The 21235-nt window shown below is 45.6% G+C and carries 11 protein-coding genes and 1 tRNA gene; 6 read left to right on the top strand and 6 right to left on the bottom strand.

Annotated elements, in window-relative coordinates; all coding sequences use genetic code 11:
• The first annotated feature begins 115 nt into the window (after positions 1 to 115).
• On the top strand, positions 116 to 4102 hold the full coding sequence (locus ACLGGO_RS26570) for a PAS domain S-box protein (RefSeq protein WP_446421532.1): 3987 nt from the start codon (positions 116 to 118) through the stop codon (positions 4100 to 4102).
• A gap of 10 nt (positions 4103 to 4112) precedes the next feature.
• Positions 4113 to 4298 carry a hypothetical protein gene (locus ACLGGO_RS26565; RefSeq protein WP_446421531.1) on the top strand — a complete coding sequence of 62 codons (186 nt, stop codon included), beginning with the start codon at positions 4113 to 4115 and terminating at the stop codon, positions 4296 to 4298.
• On the opposite strand, the gene ACLGGO_RS26560 is transcribed toward ACLGGO_RS26565, so the two are convergent.
• Positions 4290 to 5183, bottom strand: coding sequence for an excalibur calcium-binding domain-containing protein (locus ACLGGO_RS26560; protein ID WP_446421530.1), 894 nt, complete (start codon positions 5181 to 5183; stop codon positions 4290 to 4292). The genes ACLGGO_RS26565 and ACLGGO_RS26560 overlap by 9 nt on opposite strands.
• Positions 5184 to 5391: 208 nt before the next feature.
• On the opposite strand from ACLGGO_RS26560, the gene ACLGGO_RS26555 reads away from it, so the two are divergent.
• Together ACLGGO_RS26555 and ACLGGO_RS26550 are read left to right on the top strand one after the other, a co-directional pair.
• On the top strand, positions 5392 to 6603 hold the full coding sequence (locus ACLGGO_RS26555) for a M20 family metallopeptidase (protein WP_446421529.1): 1212 nt from the start codon (positions 5392 to 5394) through the stop codon (positions 6601 to 6603).
• 223 nt (positions 6604 to 6826) lie between these two features.
• Positions 6827 to 12586, top strand: a complete 5760-nt coding sequence (locus ACLGGO_RS26550) for a CHAT domain-containing protein (RefSeq protein ID WP_446421528.1) — start codon at positions 6827 to 6829, stop codon at positions 12584 to 12586.
• A 42-nt stretch (positions 12587 to 12628) separates the two neighbouring features.
• Here the strand turns inward: ACLGGO_RS26550 and recQ are convergent, their stop codons facing one another.
• On the bottom strand, positions 12629 to 14761 hold the full coding sequence (gene recQ, locus ACLGGO_RS26545) for a DNA helicase RecQ (protein WP_446421527.1): 2133 nt from the start codon (positions 14759 to 14761) through the stop codon (positions 12629 to 12631).
• Positions 14762 to 15013: 252 nt separating this feature from the next.
• Between recQ and ACLGGO_RS26540 the strand changes: the two genes are divergently transcribed.
• Both ACLGGO_RS26540 and ACLGGO_RS26535 read left to right on the top strand, forming a co-directional pair.
• Positions 15014 to 15298, top strand: coding sequence for a DUF427 domain-containing protein (locus tag ACLGGO_RS26540; protein WP_446421526.1), 285 nt, complete (start codon positions 15014 to 15016; stop codon positions 15296 to 15298).
• Between the two features lie 190 nt (positions 15299 to 15488).
• Positions 15489 to 17468 carry an aconitate hydratase gene (locus ACLGGO_RS26535; RefSeq protein ID WP_446421525.1) on the top strand — a complete coding sequence of 660 codons (1980 nt, stop codon included), beginning with the start codon at positions 15489 to 15491 and terminating at the stop codon, positions 17466 to 17468.
• Between the two features lie 24 nt (positions 17469 to 17492).
• Here the strand turns inward: ACLGGO_RS26535 and ACLGGO_RS26530 are convergent.
• From ACLGGO_RS26530 to ACLGGO_RS26515, 4 genes are all read right to left on the bottom strand, one after another.
• Positions 17493 to 17579, bottom strand: a tRNA-Ser gene (locus tag ACLGGO_RS26530).
• A gap of 67 nt (positions 17580 to 17646) precedes the next feature.
• Positions 17647 to 19998, bottom strand: a complete 2352-nt coding sequence (locus ACLGGO_RS26525) for a ComEC/Rec2 family competence protein (protein WP_446421524.1) — start codon at positions 19996 to 19998, stop codon at positions 17647 to 17649.
• 80 nt (positions 19999 to 20078) lie between these two features.
• The gene (gene glyQ, locus ACLGGO_RS26520) at positions 20079 to 20972 is read right to left on the bottom strand and encodes a glycine--tRNA ligase subunit alpha (protein WP_446421523.1); all 894 of its coding nucleotides are present in this window, start codon (positions 20970 to 20972) and stop codon (positions 20079 to 20081) included.
• Positions 20973 to 21032: 60 nt separating this feature from the next.
• The coding region (locus ACLGGO_RS26515; RefSeq protein WP_446421522.1) for a hypothetical protein at positions 21033 to 21235 on the bottom strand (203 nt) is incomplete at its 5' end.

Genomic DNA, 21235 nt, shown 5'->3' with positions numbered 1-21235 from the left:
TGATCTATTCTTTTAATCAATCCATGATTAAGCAGCTTGACATTTAATATCCCTACCCATCTTAGTCCAGTTAAGGGCTAATGACCCATAACAAATGACCCATCACAAATGACCAATGACAACCCTAACGTCTGCGATTGACCGCTATCCGCTGACGGTTACGCCAGACACCTGTCTGTGCGACGTAATCGCCCTCCTCAATCAAGGCACTTACTCCTGCCCATTTCCATCTGGGACAGGACTTTTGGGTTCAAGTCATAGCGATGCAACAGATGGGAGCTGTGTCTTAGTCATAGAAGGCGAGGAGTTAGTTGGGGTGATAACATCGCAGGATTTGGTTCAAATTATAGTATCAGGAAGCCCCCTAGAAAGTCTTCATGTTGCCGAAGTGATGACTCGGCAAGTGATTACACTCAAGCAATCTGAGTTACCCGATGGTTGGCGAATTCTGAATTTATTTGAATACCACGGTATTCGTCACTTACCCGTGGTCAATGATCAACATCAATTGGTAGGAGTTGTGACGCCTGAGAGCCTGCATTATGTTTTGCCATGCACTGATCTGTTGAAAAGGCGTCGAGTCGCAGACGTGATCACACCCGAATTTATTCATGTTTCCCCCACAAACTCCGTGCTAACTATAGCACAACGGATGGCAGAATATAGAGTTAATTATGTAGTCATTGCAGAACAACAGGAAAACAGGATCTCTGAGCGGATAGATTCGTCAGATCCAGCCGATTCAAAACCATTTCTATTCCCCATTGGTATCATTACCGAACAAGATATTGTCCAATTTCAGGCATTGGCACTTGATTTAAGCTTACCAGCTCATACATTGATGAGTTTTCCACTACTGTGCGTGAGTCTAGAAGAGTCGTTATGGAAAGCCTATCATAAAATGCAGCAGTGGCGAGTACAGCAATTAGGAGTCTGTAGCCATCAAGGAGAATTGTTGGGTATGGTTACTCAAAGCAGTATCTTACAAACCCTTGATCCAGCACATTTGTATGGCGTTATTCAAGACTTACAGCAGCACCTGAGTCAACAGGATCAAATTATTGCCTCACTCCAAGCTGAAAATCGGCAGCTGCGAAAAAATAGCGATGGGGAAGATGAGGGCGAGTTTAGTAACATCAGGGTTAGAAATAACAGTAGTAGTCAAACCCACCCTGACAGACGGGCTATGGCAGGTGTGATCCCTCAAAACGCAGAGGATAAAATAGAAAACCCCTGGGATCAAGTAATACCCATGGAACTGAGAGAGTGTCAACAAGCGCCAGGGATTCTCCAAAATTTAAACCGTATTCTCAAAACTCTGAGTGAATCCCACCGAATCTTGGTGAGTGCAACCCAAGAATCTGAGTTATTCCAGAATATTTGTCGGCTGATTGTGGAGGTAGGAGGTTATCATGGAGCGTGGGTTAGCTTGATAACTGACGATAATAATTCTGATAATAACCCGTATCTAAAACAATTGATTATGCCTGGGGTAAACGAATCTTCAGGTGAGTCTCCTATCGATAGAGTTCTGCAAACTGGACAACCGATAGTTTGTCGCCATATTCATACTGATCCGCAATTTACATCCTGGCGATCGCATGGTTTACAGCAGGGCGATGAAACTCTAATTATCCTGCCATTACAGGTTAAAGATCAACTGTTGGGTGTGTTGACTATCTACGCAGTGAACTCTGGAGCATTTGCGCCGGAAGAGGTGCAGTTATTGAAAGAATTAGCCAATGATTTAGCCTCCGGTATTGAAGCTTTACACATCCGCCTTGCCCGTGAACAAGCTGAAGCCGAATTATGTCAGTTAAATCAGCAACTCGAAAATCGTGTGCAACAGCGCACGGCTCAACTTCAACAAAAAATTCAGGAGCGTGAAGGGATAGAATCCGCATTACATCAGGAGTTTGATTTATTATCCCGGGTTATGGAAACCAGTCCTGTGGGAATCGTCTGGGTGAATCCTCAGGGACAAATTATGCTAATTAACCATCAGGCGGAGCAGATTTTAGGTCTAAAGTTGGAAGATATTTACCCCCATTCTCAAGATAAGCTGACTTGGCAAAATCAGGATGAGCAAAGGAATTTAAGTAAGAATAACTGTTTACCATTCTGGCATTTAGTGCAAACCGAGCAGACGGTTAATGACCTGCACTATACCATTGAACGAGATGATGGACGCCAAGTGTTACTGTCAATTAACGGAACATCGTTATTTAACCAAACGGGTCAGTTAAAGGGTGTCGTCTTTACTGTTGATAATGTTACCGAAAAAGTCAGGGCAGAGGAGGAACTGCTACAAAGCGAAGAACGATTTCGGACAGTTGCTAACTTTACCTATGACTGGGAATATTGGCTTAACCCGGACGCTCAGTTTATTTATGTATCTCCTTCCTGTGAACGGATTACGGGGTATTGTGCTGATGAATTTCTCCAGGATGCGAGTTTATTGGAGTCGATCATTCATCCAGAGGATCGAGAAAAATTTGCCCAGCATAGGTGTGCCACGGCGGTGAATCAGAGAGTCTCAGGAATTGATTTTCGCATCCTGACTAAAACCGGAGAATTGCGTTGGATCTCTCATATTTGCCAATCTGTGCAAAGTGCTGAGGGAGATTGGTTGGGAATACGAGCGAGTAATCGGGATATTACAGAACGAAAACAAGCCGAGGAAGCGTTGCGAGAGAGTGAAAAACGTTTCCAGAGTATGTTTGATCAAGTTGCTGTAGGAATTGTCCAAGCCACTTTATCGGGTCAGTTTTTGTGGGTTAACCAAAAGTTTATTGATTTAGTTCAGTATAGTGCAGAGGAACTGCAAAACAAGACATGCAAAGACATTACTCACGCTGATGATATTGCTCAGGAACTTAGTTGCCTGGATCAGTTATTGGCAGGAGAAATTGATACCTTCTCCCGTGAAAAATGCTATATACGTAAAGATGGATCTGAGGTTTGGGTGAATTTAAGTGGATCGCTGATACGGGATAGTAAGGGTGAACCGAAATCTTATATTGGTGTGGTGCAAGATATCAGCGATCGCAAACAGGCACAATCAGCGTTGCAGAGACTGAATGAACAACTGAAAGGGCGGGTAAGTGAACTAGGTATCCGCAACCGAGAAATGGTGTTATTAGGGGAATTGAGTGACTTTCTCCAAGCCTGTTTAACGGTTGATGAGGCATATCACGCGATCGCCACGTTGGTTGCTCCCTTATTTCCAGGGAGTTCGGGTGGAGTATTCGTGATTAATCCCTCAGAGAATTGGGCAGAAGCCATGGCAACTTGGGGAACCGCTTTGGCGAGTCAGACGCTGTTTTCGCCTAAGGCATGTTGGGCATTACGTCGGGGACGTCCCCATTGGGTAAACCAGCCACAATCAGGTTTACGCTGTCCTCATATTCACTCACACATCTCTCCCTTAGAATCCTTTTGTGTGCCAATGATGGCACAGGGAAAAGCGTTGGGAATTTTATATATTAGTTCGCAACAACCGGGACAATTGACGGAGGCGAAACAACGGTTAGCCCTAACGGTAGCGGAACATTTAGCCCTGTCGTTAGCGAATTTAAAATTACGGGAAACGCTGTCTCAACAGAGTATTCGAGATGCGTTGACTGGGCTATTTAATCGGCGTTATATGGAAGAGTCTTTAGAGCGAGAAATTCATCGGGCGCAGCGTCATCAGCGACCCATGGGGATTATTATGTTGGATATTGATCATTTTAAACATTTTAACGATACCTTTGGTCATGAAGCTGGGGATATTGTTTTACGAGAATTAGGCATATTTTTACAACGAAATGTTCGGGCGTCGGATATTGCTTGCCGTTATGGGGGTGAGGAATTAATGCTAATTTTGCCAGATGCTTCACTTGCTGATACGAAGCAACGGGCAGAACAAATTCGCCAAGATGTTAAGGATTTGCAGATCGAGTATCACCATCAACTCTTAGATGCGATCGCGATTTCTGTAGGTGTGGCGGCGTTTGCTGAACATGGTTCCACGGCGGAGGAATTGATCGCGGCGGCGGATCGGGCGCTTTACCAAGCAAAAGCCCAAGGGCGCGATCAGGTGGTTGTAGCAGGTAGCTAGAGCGGCGGGGATGGAAATACTTGAGCAGCTTCGTAGATACGATGAAGCAGAGGGAGCAGAGGGAGCAGAGGGAGCAGAGGGAGCTGGGGGAGCAGAGGGAGCTGGGGGCGGATCTACCGATAATCTCTCAACAAAATCCGCCCTTGGTGATAATTTGCGATCAAGATTTATTTGTATGCCCGTTTGCTCACGGTAAGGATTCACACGCTACCCCATCATTATTCTGGTCGAGTCTATGGATATCACCACTAGAGGCAAATGCGTCAAAAACAGCTTGGGCTTCGGCTTGGGTTTTGAAGTCTTTACAGTTGCAATCACTAGTCGCACAGGCGGGTAGGTTGGCTGATGTAGTTTGGGGAGTGGAGACGGGCTGGTTCGCCCGGTTTGACGGGGACAAACCTAGAACTTGACGCTGCTTTTGCCAATCAGAACGGGTAGCTGTATCGGGGTACTTAGAAATGCAAACATTTTCCACCGCTTCCTCTAAGCGAAGCTGGAAATCTAACGCCCCTGTGGGGTCAGTTTTGAACGATTCTTCTTTCCACACCTCATCAATGGGTGGTATTAATCCAAGTTGAGAACCTGCACCGTTTATGGAATACTCTTGTTCATTAACCCTCAAATATCCAACATGCCACTGCAATCCTTGAGAATCCGTGATGCGATCGCATTCCAACTCACCACCAGAAACTATCAGGTACTTCTCAAATTCTAATAGCTGATTGTTTGGTGCTTGGACTAGAGTTTGTGGTGATGGACTCGGTGATGGACTTGGTGATGGATTCGGTGATGGACTTGGCTGAGTGGGTGATGGGGTTTGGGTTGGGGTTTGCACCTGCTGTACTTGGGCGTCTTCGGGAGGCGTCAGGATTATGAGAAGGGCAAAAGCTATCCCCGTGATGATCCAACGGACGAGAGGGTATGATGGATGATCAATGAACCCGACCATCGGCGGTAATAAAACAATACCAATCAGCAGCGCCATTAAAGCGGCGGGTGGGTGTATGGCAATTAGAATTACTCCAAATAGAAGAAAAAAGACTGATAAAACCCAAAGCGCTGCTTTTCCCAAAGGTTGCATAGTGGTAGCGTCTTGTATAGTGCTTAAGAAAATTTTACAGCCAAAAGGTGATCGCACCTCCAGCACTATCCCGACAAATCCCCTTTTTAAAGGGGGGCTTTGATTAGTTTATTGTTCCCCCCATAAGCTATTAAAGGAAGATATCTCCAGATTTGCTCCGGAGGCATCTTTGAGTCCTAGGTATAGTATTACAAGTTGTTAAACAATCATGGTTGTTACGTCTTCTACCCCCCCTACCGTTAACGGTGCTGAGATCCGACGTGAGATTCGCGCCCTGGAATCTCAGCTAGTCGAGTGGCGGCGGCGCTTGCACCAGCACCCGGAATTAGGGTTTACTGAACACCTAACCTCTGCATTTGTTTCCCAAAAGTTACAGGAGTGGGGAATTGAACATCAAACGGGTATTGCCCAAACCGGGATCGTTGCCATAATAAAGAGCGATCGCACAGGTCCGGTTTTAGCGATTCGGGCGGATATGGATGCTTTGCCCGTTCAGGAAGAAAATGATGTTCCCTACCGATCGCAACATGATGGAATTATGCACGCTTGCGGTCATGATGGACATACTGCGATCGCATTAGGTACAGCCTTTTATCTTTCCCAACACCGCCAAGACTTTGCCGGAACCGTCAAATTCATTTTTCAACCCGCTGAAGAAGGACCCGGAGGCGCTAAGCCGATGATAGAAGCCGGCGTCTTAAAAAATCCGGAAGTCGATGCTATGATTGGGCTACATTTGTGGAACAATTTACCCCTCGGAACAGTTGGCGTTCGCAGTGGTACCTTAATGGCAGCAAGCGAGCGTTTTCAGTGTAAAATTTTAGGAAAGGGGGGACATGGGGCAATGCCCCATCAAACCCTTGACGCGATCGTTATCGGTACTCAAGTGGTCAACGCCTTGCAAACCATTGTGGCTCGTAATGTTGACCCAATTGATTCAGCTGTGGTTACAGTGGGAATGTTTCAAGCTGGTACAGCGTTTAATGTAATTGCTGACAGCGCCCATATTAGCGGCACAGTGCGGTATTTTAATCCACAATTAGGGGGTTATTTCAGCCAGCGCATCGAGCAAGTGATTGCAGGTATTTGTCAAAGCCACGGGGCGCAGTACGAACTAGACTACCAGCCGCTTTATCCGCCTGTAATTAATGACTCACAGATAGCCGAATTGGTGCGATCTGTAGCGGCAGAAATCGTCGAAACACCTACAGGAATTGTACCAGAATGCCAAACCATGGGCGGGGAAGATATGTCATTTTTCCTAGAGGCTGTACCGGGTTGCTATTTCTTTTTGGGATCAGCGAACCCCAGTAAAGATTTAGCCTATCCCCATCACCACCCCCGGTTTGATTTTGATGAAACTGTGTTAGCAATGGGAGTAGAACTATTTGTTCGCTGTGTTGAAAAGTTTTGCCAGTAATTCTCGGCATTCGGGAAACCTGACAATCTAGGGTGTGCCTGCCATATCAATCAAATGCGAAACCAGGGTAAGGTAACGAATTCAAGGCTTTTACGGCTTTTCCTTTGATCCTTTCCCTCGCGTGGATTCCCTGGGATGGGTGTATCTGTCCCCAACGAGTCCCACTATTGGCAAATCAAACCCTAGAAAATTATAGAGGAATTACCTCCCTCAGGAGAAGCCTATGTCAGCCCCCATCTACCTGAAAATACTCTCAACCCTAACCTTATGCCTAACCACCCTAGGGTTCATGTCATCGGGATTAACCCAACCTATTGTTTCCGATGACAGTACCGATACGATTGTGACTCCAGATGGCAACCGTTTCGATATTCAGGGGGGGAAATTGTCAGGAGATGGCGCGAATCTCTTCCACAGTTTTAGTGAGTTTGGCTTAGACTCTGGACAGATTGCCAATTTTTTATCCGACCCATCCATACAGAATATTCTCTCACGGATTACTGGCGGTGATCCATCGGTTATTAATGGGTTAATCCAAATCAGTGGCGGCACATCTAATCTGTTTTTGATGAATCCGGCGGGTATTATCTTTGGCAATAATGCTCAATTAAACGTCCCCGCCGCGTTTACTGCTACAACGGCGACAGGTATTAGTTTGGGCGATAATTTATTTAATGCCACAGGGATTAATAATTATACGTCTCTGGTGGGAGAACCCAATGGCTTTGTCTTTAACACACCAGAACCAGGTTCTATTGTAAATACAGGAACCCTAGAAGTCGATTCTGGACAGAATCTCAGTTTAATTGGCGGTACGGTTGTGAGTACGGGTGAGTTAGTCGCCCCAGAGGGTCAAATTACCGTAGCCACGGTTCCTGGTAATCAATGGCTTCGGATTAGCCAAGCGGGAAATTTGTTGAGTTTAGAGGTTCCTGTGGCGGCGACGGCAGTTCCGTTTACGCCTCTTTCTCTTCCACAACTGTTAACGGGAGGAAACGTTAGTAACGCTACGGGTTTGTCGGTGAATGATCAGGGTGAAGTTGCGCTTACGGGTTCAGGTATTTCAATTGATAATGGTGATGTGGTTGCCAAGACGGTAACGGGGGGAACAGCGTTACTTTCAGCACAGAATAATCTCACGTTGGTGGATTACAATGGCCCTGCACTTAAGGTTGAGGCGACAGGTAACATTCGCGGAAGAAATATTACGATTACAGAACCTGATCAATCGGGTAGGATTCCTACCAGTGATCCAGACTTTGACCTTTTAACGACAACGCCATCCCTGATTTTGCGCTCAGATACGGGTGATATTCGAGTCGGTAGAATTAGAACAAATTCTACCAATATTAACTTTGATGCGGGTGCGGTGATTTTTGAAGCGATGGGTGATATTATATTTACCGGAATTGATGCGGCTTGGCGAGGAACAACAGGTTCGGGTCGAGGTGGTGATATTTATATTAAAACGACGAATGGAAACATTATCGGTATTACATCGGGCGTCTTGAGAAATATCGTATCGGATAGTCTAAACGGGAATTCTGGAAATATTACCCTTGAAGCGCCTAATGGAAGTATTGACGTAGCCAATATTATAGCTAAAGGCAGAAGCAATGGAGATGGTGGTAATATTCAAGTGATTGCTGGTGGGGATGTTATTAGTGGGAATATCCAGTCAAGTGGTGATAATGGTGGAGACATTGTAATTAGAAGCGGTGGAGAAATTGATACCACTACCCGTATCAATGGAGGTGTTAATGAAGGAACAATACAATCCTGTAGTCAGGATGATGGTTGTTCTGGTGCTGGCGGAAATATCACCCTTGAAGCCGAAAGAATTTTGGCAAGAGGGATAGAGTCTAATGGTTCTATCGGGGGTGAAATTAGCCTGACAAGCAATGAGATACAGCTTGTGCCAGCGTCGAGTAAACCTGAACTTCCCTATATCAGAGGCACAGGAGTCTTAGATATTCAAGCATTTACAGGGGAAGAAATAACCGTAAACACGGCAGGGAATGACCTCACTCTCGATAATCCTCTCCAGCTTGGGGGCAATGTCAGTTTCAATACGAGTGGTGGTAATGTTACCTTGAATGGCACAGTTGATGGAGAGTATGATTTAAGTTTAAATACGGATACGGGTACAGCACTATTTAATGGTATTGTGGGTAGTCTCAATTCATTAAATGTTATCAGCACTGATGCTAATGGAAAAACGATCATCAATCATGATATAACCGCCAACCAGCTAGAATTTAATAATCGGGTAGAAGTGCTGTCAAATTCAACATTAACCTTGACACAAGGCGAGGTGCAACTATCTCCGAGAATCGACTTTATGTCAAACCTTGAGTTAAAAGCTGACCTTGTTATAAGTACGAATGAAAATAGTCAAATCAACTTCAATAATACGGTTAATGGAACTCATGATTTGACTATATTAAACCCTGGGGTAACGAGTTTTTTCGGTGAGGTTGGCAGTATCACCCGTTTAAACACCATCAGTACAGATGAAGCGGGAACTACTCAAATTAATAAAAATATTACGGCTAATCAACTCGACATCCAAGATTCAGTAGAGGTGCTGTCCGACTTATCGTTAACGGCAGATAAAATTGACTTTGGTTCAACGATTACGGGGACAAATCGAAATCTGATTCTTCAATCGTCAAATACGGCTGATATATTTAGCCTAGCAGGATCAGAGAATTCCCAAGATGAAACTGGATTCCAGGATGGTTTTAAAAGTCTGACAATCCGCAATCTGAATAGTGATGGGCAAATTGATTTAAGCAATCTCACCTTCAGTGATCCGGTAACGATTGAATTGCCTGATGGAGTGATAGTGATTAAGGGCAATGTTAGTGGCACAGATGATGCTTCAATTACACTCAATAGCACAACTATTAACCTAAATGCTAATATCACTACTGAAGGCGGTGGTATAGCGTTTAATGCAGACAAGGTTGAACTGACTAATGACGTTACTCTCAATAGTGGTAGTAAGCCGATTAGCTTTCAGGGTACAGTTGATGGTGATCATGATTTGACAATATTAAGTTCGGGTACAATCACCTTTGGAGGCGCGGTTGGTAGTGCTACCCCACTAGATACTCTCACCACAGATGCTGGCGGAATAACTCAATTCCAGGGAAACGTTACGGCAAATCGGTTGAATTTGCAAGATCCGGTAGATGTGCTATCGAATTTATCCCTAACCGCTGCAGCCATTGACTTGAACTCAATTGAGACAAGCACAAATAAAACGTTAACTCTTCAACCTCTAAATCCCAACCAAGACTTTAGTTTAAATGGTGGAATATTTAAAGATGGTTTTCCGACTATAACCATTGGTCGAGAATCAGGAGGTGGTACAATTACCCTGGATAATAATTTTACGTTCAGTGATCCCGTGACGATTCAGTCGCCTACGGGAGACATTGTTCTCAATGGTATACTGATGGGTGAGAACAATGCCGCGATTACCCTCAATGCTGCTACGACAAAGCTTAATTCTAATATCACAACCGCAGGCGGTAATCTTACATTCTTAGGAGACAGGGTTAATTTAGGGGCTGATGTTGACCTGAATGCGGCAGGTGGTACGATCAGATTTGATGGTATCGTGGATGGCGATCGCGCTTTACGTCTCTTCAGTAGCGGAACCACGACATTCTCTGGTGCTGTGGGTAGTGTCACACCATTAAATAGTCTCACCACTGACGCCGGGGGAACCACCCAATTTAACCGAAATGTTACCGCGAGTCGTTTAAGCATCCAAGATACCCTCGCTGTCTTATCGGATTTATCCCTAACCGCATCAGAGATTACCTTGGGTGCAACGGTAACGGGCTCAAATACTAATCTGGTTTTGCAACCGCTGAATCCCACTCAAGACTTTACACTCACCGGAGGCGTGTTTGAAGAGGGGTTCCAGAGTCTCAGGATTGGAAGAGATAATGGCAGTGGCGCGATCGCACTCAATGGCAATCTTACCTTCAGTGATCCGCTATCCATATTATCACCAACAGGTTCAGGTTCGATCACCGCCACAGGTACAATTACCGGATTCGATAATGCTACAGTCAACCTACTGGCGAATCAAGGGATTAACGTAAACGATATTACCGCCAATGCAGGAATCTCTCTCACCAGTAATCAAGATGCTATTACTACCGGAAATCTGAATACATCGGGAGTAAATCAAGGCGGAGATATTACAGTAAAAGCCAAAACTGGGATTCAAGCGGGTACAATCAATTCCAGTGCAACTCAGGGCAATGCTGGAGATGTCACCTTAGATCCAGAAGGCGATATCGAAGTTGATTCGATTAATGCTCAAGGTGGAACAAACGGCAGGGGTGGTAACGTAGATATTACCACAGAACAATTTTTCCGAGCAACTGATACATTTCGCGATCGCACAGGTACAACAACCAGTATCTCCACCGCAGGCGGGAATGGAGGTGGATCAGTTACAATTCGCCATCAGGGAGGGCGAATTATCCCCTTCACCGTCGGGGAAGACTACAACGATATGAATGGTACCAGAGGCGCGATCGCGACAGGAAACGATAATCAAATTATCCAGGGTTCCTATCCCAATCCCTATACTCAGGGAATCGCACCAAGTCAGATTCAACTGATTACACCGGAAACCCGCCGTGCATCGTCATCCGAAAATCCGCTGATTATGCAAAAAGAGTCGCCCTCACAACTTCCAGTTGAAACCAGCTTACCATCTGTAAATATTGACACCCTATTTGGCACAATTGATACGGCTTATACGCAAGAATTTGAATCCTATCTCGACAAATCAGGCACTCAAATTCTCACCCTAAGTGAGGCGCGTCAACTATTGCAAGATATTACCCAAGCAACAGGGGTCAAACCAGCATTAATTTATGTAATGTTTGTTCCCAGTAGCATCTCTTCCTCATCGGCTACCCCCCAGGATAATGATCAGCTAGATCTCGTCTTAGTGACAGCCCAAGGAGAACCCATTCAGAAATCCATACCCATCACCCGCGCTGAAGTTTTACAAATGGCGCAACAGTTTCAAGAAACGGTAACCAATGTCCGAGATGCTAAGAGTTACTTAGCCCCAGCGAAACAACTCTACGAATGGTTGATTACGCCATTAGAAGCTGACTTGCAAGCCCAAGGCATTCAAAACCTGGTGTTTGTTATGGATAAAGGTTTACGTTCTATTCCCGTAGCTGCCCTACACAACGAACAGCGATTTTTAATCGAGAATTATAGTGTAGGAATTATGCCCAGTTTAAGCCTCACCGATACCCGCTTCCAAAGTGTGAAAGATACCCAAGTATTGGCGATGGGGGCAGCAAAATTTAGCGATCAAAAGCCCTTACCCGCTGTTCCTGTGGAATTAGAAGTAATCACCCAGAAACTATGGCAAGGTAAATTTTTCCTGGATGAAGGCTTTACTCTAGAGAATCTTAAAGCCCAACGAAAAAAACAACCCTTTGGCATTATTCACCTCGCCACTCATGCTGATTTTCGTCCCGGTGCTATCTCTAATTCCTATATTCAGTTATGGAATAGTAAGCTACGCCTTGATCAATTGCCAGAATTGGGGTGGAATAATCCCGCTGTAGAATTACTGGTACTCAGCGCCTGTCGGACTGCATTAGGGGATGAAAATGCTGAGTTAGGCTTTGCTGGATTAGCAGTGCAAGCGGGAGTAAAATCAACCTTAGCCAGTTTGTGGTACGTCAGTGATGAAGGCACATTAGCGCTAATGACCCAATTTTATAATCACTTAAAAACCGCTCCAATTAAAGCAGAAGCCTTACGACAGGTGCAAATCGATATGCTTAAGGGGCAAGTTCAACTGACAAATGGTCAACTGATTACGTCTGCGGGAACGATTTTGTTACCCTCTGAACTGCCACAATCACAAGATTTTACCCATCCTTATTATTGGGCGTCTTTCACTATGGTGGGGAATCCGTGGTAAAAATCAGCATCAGAACGGCTGCGGTACTGCGTAAGGCGCGGTTCATGAACTCTTCTCCCGAATCCACCACGATCGCACGAGGCGAATTTCATCATAACTATAATCCTCTCCCAACTGTTCCCGCAAGCTTCTCAGGGAGTTAGTGCCAACGTTCTGAATCGCTTGCAAGATTGGCTTTTGCCGTTCGACTGGCACCAATCGGTTTAAATCCACGGGTTGATTCTTTTCAATTAGCTCACTCAAATGAGTAAGAATAGTACTAGGAATATAACCCCGTCTTTCAGCAATTTCCTCTATACTCAATCCTTGCAGATACAGTTGTAAGGTGGTCATTTGACTATTTGAAGGCAGAGGTACGGGTAACTTTTGCTCCTGGCAAAATTCTCTAACTTCCGAAACAAACCGCTCTCCATACTGAGTCAATTTATGAGCCGTTATACCTGATATTTGAGCAAAGTCCTCCAGAGTTTTGGGTTTGAGTTGTGCCATTAACTTCAGGCTAGAATCAGCGAAAATAACATAAGGCGGAACCGATTGAGTATCAGCAATTTGTTTACGTAGCTTTCGCAGTCTCTCAAACAGCAGTTCAATTTCTGCCGTTCTTGGATTAATATCCGATAAAGCCTTTGCCACTGGGGTTTGGGTAATTGCAATATTCACAGAACGTTGCTTGCGAAGAACTTCCCAACTCAGTTTATTTAGCTTCAGTACCCGATATCCATCCGTTGTTTCATCCATTAACCCCTGATGCAGGAGCGATCGCGCCAGCATTTTCCAAGCGTCAATGCTTTTATCCTTACCGATTCCATAAGTTGAGAGGAGGTGATGTCCATTCTGTTCCACCTTCTTTTTCTGTGAACCCCGCAGCACGTCAATAATGTGAGTCATACCAAACCGTTCTCGACAACGCGCCACACAGGACAAAAACTTTTGTGCTTCAATCGTCCAATCTTCAATCGGTTTAGGATGGCAACAGTTATCGCAGTTATGGCAATTTCCCTTAAACCGTTCGCCAAAATATCTGAGTAAAATGGTGCGGCGACAATCCGTTCCTTCTGCGTAGTCTCGTATTTGCTGTAACTGTTGACGGGCAACACGCTGTTCTGTTGGATCAGGTTTTTGATCAATAAAATAATCGAGTCGGGGAATATCACCCGGACTATAAAAAAGCGTACAATAAGCAGGTTCTCCATCTCGTCCTGCCCGTCCCGATTCTTGATAATAACCTTCTAAATTTCGGGGTAAATCGTAGTGAATCACAAAGCGGACATCCGGTTTGTTGATTCCCATACCAAAGGCAATGGTTGCCACCATCACTTGGGCGTCATCTCGAATAAAACGATTTTGATTTGTTGAGCGGTCAGTATCACTCATCCCGGCATGGTACGGTAAGGCAGAAATGCCATCTTTTTGCAGTCGAAAAGCCACTTCTTCAACGCTGCGACGACTGAGACAATAGATAATCCCTGATCCTTTATAGGATTGAACTTTTTTGAAGAGTTGATTATAGCTTTGGCGCTGTTTGGGTTGAATTTCGTAGTAGAGGTTAGGGCGGTTAAAACTAGCAATATGGATACTGGCTTGCTTGAGATTGAGTTGTTGGACAATATCCTGCTGCACCCGCTTTGTGGCTGTAGCGGTAAGGGCTAGCATAGGGATATCGGGATACCGTTGGCGTAATTGTTGAATCTGCCGATATTCGGGGCGGAAATCATGTCCCCACGCCGAGACACAGTGCGCCTCATCAACAGCAAAGGCAGAAATTCCTACCTGCGATCGCACTTGCTCTAAAAAGGGTGCAAATCGCTCTCCCAGCAGGCGTTCTGGGGCGACGTAAAGCAGTTTAATCTTGCCCTTGAGGATCGCCAGTTCCCGCGATCGCACGGCGTCCCAACTCAGGGTACTATTGAGAAACGTTGCCCCAATGCCGTTATCCACTAAGGCATCCACTTGGTCTTGCATCAGTGCAATCAACGGCGATACCACCACCGTTAACCCCGGTTTGAGTAAGGCGGGTAATTGGAAGCACAGTGACTTACCGCCCCCTGTCGGCATAATAATCAGCAAGTCACGATTTTGAAGCGCTTCTTCAACGATTTGCTGCTGTCCTGGGCGGAAGGTATCATATCCAAAAAACTGCTTGAGGGCGTCCTCCAAGGATTGCAACTGATACATGATGGATGCTGTGGGCGCTTATGACCCAATCATTGTAACAACCTCAGGTGGACAGTGAGAAACGCCGATTGATAGCGCATTCCATACACTCATCGTGCTTGGAGTCAACTCTCAACTTGAGCAACCCGGAGAAATTCAAGCAAAAATGTATCCAATAATACCAAACTTGGGGAGGATTTTTTCTGATTCCCCCACCCTTCTGTACCGTTACCTCCATAATAAGAATTAGAGACTTTATGAAGTAACGTAACAATGCCTAAAGCCATCTGGAACGACACGGTTCTCGCTGAGAGCAACAACTGTCAAATTGTGGAAGGAAATTATTATTTCCCCCCAGACTCGATTAATCAGCAGTATTTCAAGGAAAGCAGCACCCATACAAGCTGTCCCTGGAAGGGTCAAGCCAGTTACTATACCATCGAAATTGATGGGCAACAGAATAAGGATGCAGCGTGGTACTATCCCCAAGCAAAAGAGAAGGCGAAAAATATTGAGGGCTATGTCGCCTTTTGGAGAGGGGTGAAAGTCGAAGCGTAGTTAGTATTGGTCTGTATTTAACTCCCCCTTGATAATCCAGTCCGCCTGTGCGGACTTTGTTTTTGTGGTTTTGCGATTTGAATCGCCGTGGCAAAAAGGGGATAACTTGAACCTTGGATAGACATTTTCCCCAACCTTAACCTGTTATTGTCTTAGCAACGACTCGGTAGAAACAGCAGGAAATCAATTCATGCCCTTGAATGTCACCCAAAAACTGATTCAATCCCATCTGGTTTCTGGCACAATGAAGCCCGGTGCAGAAATTGGACTGCGGATTGATCAGTCTCTTACCCAGGATGCCACAGGAACCATGGTCATGCTGGAGTTAGAAGCCATGGGTATTGATCGGGTTAAAACTGAGCTTTCGGCACAATATGTCGATCACAATCTTCTGCAAACAGATTATAAAAATGCCGACGATCATCTATTTCTACGATCCGCCTGTCAACGGTTTGGCATTTGGTATAGTCGTCCTGGCAATGGTGTCAGCCATCCCGTTCATGCAGAACGGTTTGGTATTCCGGGCAAAACCTTGATCGGTTCCGATAGTCACACCCCGGCTGCGGGTTCGCTGGGAATGCTAGCATTTGGCGCTGGCGGAATTGATGTGGCAATGGCAATGGTTGGGGAACCTATGTTTGTGAAAATGCCCAGAGTTTTGGGTGTCAAACTTTTGGGAAAATTACCCGATTGGGTTAGTGCTAAAGATGTCGTCCTGGAAATGTTGCGGCGCTACGATGTCCACGGCTGTCGAGGCATAATTATTGAATATTACGGGTCTGGACTTGCCCAACTCAGTGCTATGGATCGCCATGTTATCGCCAATATGGGGACGGAAATGGGAGCAACGACGACTGTTTTCCCTTCAGATGCGGGAGTTAAGCAATTTTTAGAGTCTCAAGGGCGAGGACAGGACTGGGTTGAACTTGTCGCCGATGAGGGGGCTAAATATGATGTCTATGACATGATTAATTTGTCTGAACTTGTTCCCTTAATTGCCTGTCCCAGTAGTCCCGGAAATGTTGTTCCCGTCACCGAAGTGCAGGGACGCCCTGTGAATCAGGTGGTGATTGGTTCCTCAGCGAATCCAGGGTTGCGTGATTTTTGGATAGTCAGCCAAATCGTGAAAGGACAAATGGTTCACGATCGCGTGTCCTTTGATGTTAACCCAACCTCCCGCCAGGTGATTGAGAATTTAGCGGCAATGGATGACGCCTTTATGAGTTTAATCCATGCTGGGGTACGATTTCATCAGGCAGGATGTTTAGGCTGTATCGGGATGGGACAAGCACCTGCTTCTGATCAAATCTCTTTACGAACAATGCCACGTAACTTCCCCGGACGTTCCGGGACTGCCGATGATCAAGTTTATCTGTGTAGTCCAGAAACGGCTGTAGCGGCGGCTATCACTGGAGAAATCACTGATCCGCGTGAGTTGGAACAGCGTTGTAGGATTACCTATCCGCAATTTATTGCCCCAGAAACTGAAGTCATTAATACCGATATGTTAGTGGCTCCGCCGGAAGATGGCAGGACAGTTGAACTGGAAAAGGGACCGAATATTAAATCCTTCCCCGAATTTGCCGCCTTATCTAATACTATTTCTGTACCTGTACTGTTGAAAGTTGAGGATAATATTTCCACCGATGAAATATTACCCGCAGGTGCGCGGGTTCTACCTTACCGCAGCAATATCCCCGGCATTAGCCAGTTTGTCTATTACATGAAGGATGACACCTTTTGGCAACGGGCAGAAGCGGCTAAGGAAAAATCTGGGGGTCATGTTATTGTGGCTGGAAGTAACTATGCTCAGGGTTCTAGCCGGGAACATGCCGCGATCGCACCCCGTTATTTGGGGCAAGTGGCTGTATTAGCTAAATCTTATGCCCGGATTGGTTGGCAAAATTTGGTGAATTTTGGGATTATGCCTTTGGAGTTTGTCAATCCTAAAGATTACGACAGTATCAGCGAAGGGGATGAACTGGAAATTATTGGCTTACGGGATGCGTTAAGCGCAGGGCGTTCAATTCCTGTAAAGAACCTAACTAAGGACATAGTATATTCCATGACTCATAGCCTGAGTCCCCGTCAGGTAGAAATTATGCTTTGTGGCGGCTTAATTAATCACTTTAAAGCTAAATCACAAGTTGCTCAATCTGTCAAGGTTTAATTCTAATTTCCATTGACGCTTGAACGGAGAGGGGGGGATTCGAACCCCCGATGGTTGTGACACCATAACAGATTTCGAGTCTGCCGCATTCAACCGCTCTGCCACCTCTCCAGGTCTTTGTTCTTATGATAGTAGCACTCATTGTTACTGAGTAGCATCTCAAAAGCGTCTCAAGGGTTCACAAAAGCGCTGCATCAGTACGGTTAGCCTCCAAGGTAGTTTCAAAGCCCTGTTCAGGTGTCCACTGAATCGCCCCATCACGACCTGTCCAGTACAATTCAACCTGGGCATTTTGCAGCAATTTTGCCGCTTGGGGTTCAATGATTTCAGCTAACGCGATCGCAACTTCGGGTTTGAGTCCCTCTACCAATCGGGGGGTGAGAGATTCCCCTGACCACAATAGCACTTGAATTTGAGGGAGATTACCTGTTTGGGCGAATTGGTTTTGCTCATCTGGCGCCATATCTGCCAAGAGTAACCAGACTTGATCCTTAATTTGAAGCTGTACGACTGGCGGTTGAGCCTTAATTAATTCTAGAGTCGTTTTGTCTCCAGAACCTGTAGAACCAACGGCTAAACGTTGTTCAGTTGACACGACTTCATAAATTCCATTTTGGGATTGAACCGCTTCTGCGATCGCCTGAGTATCATTGGGTAAAGGTTCTGAATGGGCTAAATCATAGAACCGCTTAACGGGCAAACTTTCCAATATCGACACCCAACCACTCCGGAGAAGAGGTTGTGAATCAACAGCCACCGCCCAATCTACTTGATTAATTCCCTGCTTTTGCAAAAAAGGCAAGATGGTAAAATTAGCGGTATCGGTTTCCCCGCTATTGATCAGCGTCACTTGACCGTGATCCTGAATCACCACAACTTGTTCTTGATCAGCGGCTAATACTGTAACTTGAAACTGTTCTAGCTGTGTTTGCCAAATGGGTAAGACAACGATGGTTAACGCGATCATACCCGCTAGTAGTCCTCGTAACTGTACGCGAGAACTGAGACAAGTGATGCCAATTAACCCATAAAGCAGCAGCAACTGCGCCAGAGAAATCGTGCCTAGGGCGACTGAACTACCGGGTAAAGCATTAAAAAATCGCACCAATTCCAGCAAGCCCTGAAGAGGATAGTACAACAATCCCGCGATCGCGCTACCTGCTAGGGGTGAGATTAATGCAACTAAGGCACTCAGGAAACCCCCAAGGCTAATTAAACTAATTAATGGTGTGGCGATGATATTGACAACCACACTGTAAGGGGCAATCATGCCAAAGACGTACAGTTGTAAGGGTAATGTCCACAACAGCGCCGCTAAGGGAACAGCGAACAAAGCGGCAATCACTGAAGGTAGCCAGTCGAGGTGCTTGACTAGGGGGGGTACAGTTACCAGCAATCCCAGGGTTGCCAAAAAGCTTAACTGAAATCCTAAATCCCAAATCCACAACGGATTGATAATCAACAAAATCGTCGCGGCGAGTAATAAAGAACCCAAGGGTTTAACTTGCCGATGAGTCAGCAGTGCCACTAATGCACCTAATCCCATAATGGCAGCTCGCAGAACTGACGGTTGCAAACCCGTTAAGCCGACATAAATCAGCAACGCCGTTAGTCCAATCCCAAATTGCGCTTTTGTTCCCCAAGGTTTTGTTAACGCTAATACTGAACCCAAAATTAATGACACATGGAACCCAGACGCCGCCAAGATATGAGCGAATCCTGTGCTAATAAAGAGGTCGCGAATATCATAGGGTAAATCGACGGCTTTGCGTCCCAATACAATCGAACTTAACAGTGGACCGGCTGGACTTTCTAACTGACGCACTTGGGCTTGGATAATACGTTCTCGTAACATCCACCATCCCCAAGTCGGTTGTTGATTTTCATCGGGAAAACTGACTTGTCGCCCGCTTAAGCCGGCAAATGCCCCTTCTTTTGCCAAATAGGTGGCAAAATCAAAACCGCCAGGATTTGCTGCTGGTTTGGGTTTGTATAAAACGCCTGTGACGGAAATGGTTTGACCGGGAAAAAGACCCGTCGATTGCAATAGAGGCACGGTTACATATAACTTACCTGTGACACCTCGCGTCGTCGCGCCTCGATTTTCGTTACTTTCTAGTTCATTAAGCTGGGTGGCTTCTAGCCAAAATTGTCCCTTAAGGGATCTCGTCAGTCGAGGAACTGTTTCGACTTCGCCTTGAATGGTGACGACTTGCCCTTGCATCGTACCTTGAAAAGAAGAAACAAGTTTACTTATGTCATTCAGTTCAGGTTGAGGCAATCGCAGTTGGACATAGACAAGGGCAACAACGGCAATGAAGCTAGCTGTCAACCATAATCTGGCTCTAGGTCCGGTGCGCCAAATCCGAGGGAGTGCGATCGCGCAAATTATGCCTATCCCGATTACACTCACTATCAGGAGGCTGTACTCTTGCCAAGAAACATTACGAGTAGGCAAGCCGACAATGGCTGTAGACAATAAGCCAAGAATATAAGCCAAACTCAATAGCGAACCACGGGCAAGATTCATCGGATAGCTAGACTGGGTTTCCAAACCAAAACGGTATGAAAGAAACAATAAGCACGACGAAAGTGTTCAAGTCGCCAACCCTAAACCGATAGCTTTTCAGAGGGGGGTGATGGCTTGAGCGGAAATCCTAATCCTTCTCGTTGCTGTAGGTAAAGTTGTGCCACTCGCCTTGCCAAGTTACGAATTCTGCCAATATAGCGTGTCCGTTCCGTTACTGAAATCACACCTCTGGCATCCAGTAAATTGAATGTATGAGAACATTTAAGAACATAGTCAAGACTGGGTAGTACAAGACTTCTGTCAATAAGTTGCTTGGCTTCTTGCTCGTATAAACCAAACAGCGTCAATAGTAAGTCGGGGTTAGATGCCTCGAAATTATAGGTACATTGCTCGATTTCACCTTGGAGGTGAACATCGCCGTAGTTAAGTTGGTCATTCCACTGGATTTTGGTCATCGCATCTACCTCTTGCAGATACATCGCGATTCGTTCTAACCCATAGGTAATTTCAATGGAAACCGGGCGACAGTCTACGCCACCGCACTGCTGAAAGTAGGTAAATTGGGTGATTTCCATACCGTCAAGCCAAACTTCCCAACCGGTTCCCCACGCTCCGACTGTGGCGTCTTCCCAGTTATCCTCGACAAAGCGAATATCATGATCTTCGGGATGAATGTCTAAAGCCCGGAGGGAATCTAGATAAATTTCTTGAACCGTGTTGGGTGAGGGTTTAATCAGGACTTGATACTGATAGTACTGTTGGAAGCGATTGGGATTTTCCCCGTAGCGTCCATCAGTTGGTCGTCGGCAAGGTTCCACGTAAGCCACTGACCAAGGTTCGTCGCCGATGGATCTGAGAAAGGTGTGTGGATTTTTGGTTCCCGCACCTTTTTCGATGTCGTAGGGTTGAGCAATCAGGCACCCGCGATCGCTCCAGAACTGATGTAACGTCGTAATTACCGACTGAAAATTCACACGACCTCCATATTCTGGTCAAAATCTATCATTTCATTTCATTTTGTCATTTTGCTGAGGCTAGGCAGGTGATGGGCTACTCGAATGTAACAGACTCCCGAGTGCGATCGCTTGCCATAAAGAGTGGTTTTCTGAACCTATGGAGAGTAGTCCCAAAAAATATTTTCGCTCAATCCCTCTCCAGGTAAGGGTTTCAGCTTTTCTCAAAAAAACTTTTCTCAAAAGGTTGACAACTTCTGAAATAGGCACTACATTGGTAAATG

It is taken from the genome of Coleofasciculus sp., from assembly GCF_046565525.1.
GTDB lineage: Bacteria > Cyanobacteriota > Cyanobacteriia > Cyanobacteriales > Coleofasciculaceae > Coleofasciculus.
The sequence above is the reverse complement of the archived record's forward strand: the minus strand, read 5'-3'. Positions and strand labels throughout refer to the sequence as shown.

What these genes read in the sequence shown, in the direction of transcription:
- ACLGGO_RS26570 (WP_446421532.1), top strand. Translation starts at nt 116, where the DNA reads ATGACAACCCTAACGTCTGCGATTGACCGCTATCCGCTGACGGTTACG.
- ACLGGO_RS26565 (WP_446421531.1), top strand. Translation starts at nt 4,113, where the DNA reads ATGGAAATACTTGAGCAGCTTCGTAGATACGATGAAGCAGAGGGAGCA.
- ACLGGO_RS26560 (WP_446421530.1), bottom strand. Translation starts at nt 5,183, where the DNA reads ATGCAACCTTTGGGAAAAGCAGCGCTTTGGGTTTTATCAGTCTTTTTT.
- ACLGGO_RS26555 (WP_446421529.1), top strand. Translation starts at nt 5,392, where the DNA reads ATGGTTGTTACGTCTTCTACCCCCCCTACCGTTAACGGTGCTGAGATC.
- ACLGGO_RS26550 (WP_446421528.1), top strand. Translation starts at nt 6,827, where the DNA reads ATGTCAGCCCCCATCTACCTGAAAATACTCTCAACCCTAACCTTATGC.
- recQ (WP_446421527.1), bottom strand. Translation starts at nt 14,761, where the DNA reads ATGTATCAGTTGCAATCCTTGGAGGACGCCCTCAAGCAGTTTTTTGGA.
- ACLGGO_RS26540 (WP_446421526.1), top strand. Translation starts at nt 15,014, where the DNA reads ATGCCTAAAGCCATCTGGAACGACACGGTTCTCGCTGAGAGCAACAAC.
- ACLGGO_RS26535 (WP_446421525.1), top strand. Translation starts at nt 15,489, where the DNA reads ATGCCCTTGAATGTCACCCAAAAACTGATTCAATCCCATCTGGTTTCT.
- ACLGGO_RS26525 (WP_446421524.1), bottom strand. Translation starts at nt 19,998, where the DNA reads ATGAATCTTGCCCGTGGTTCGCTATTGAGTTTGGCTTATATTCTTGGC.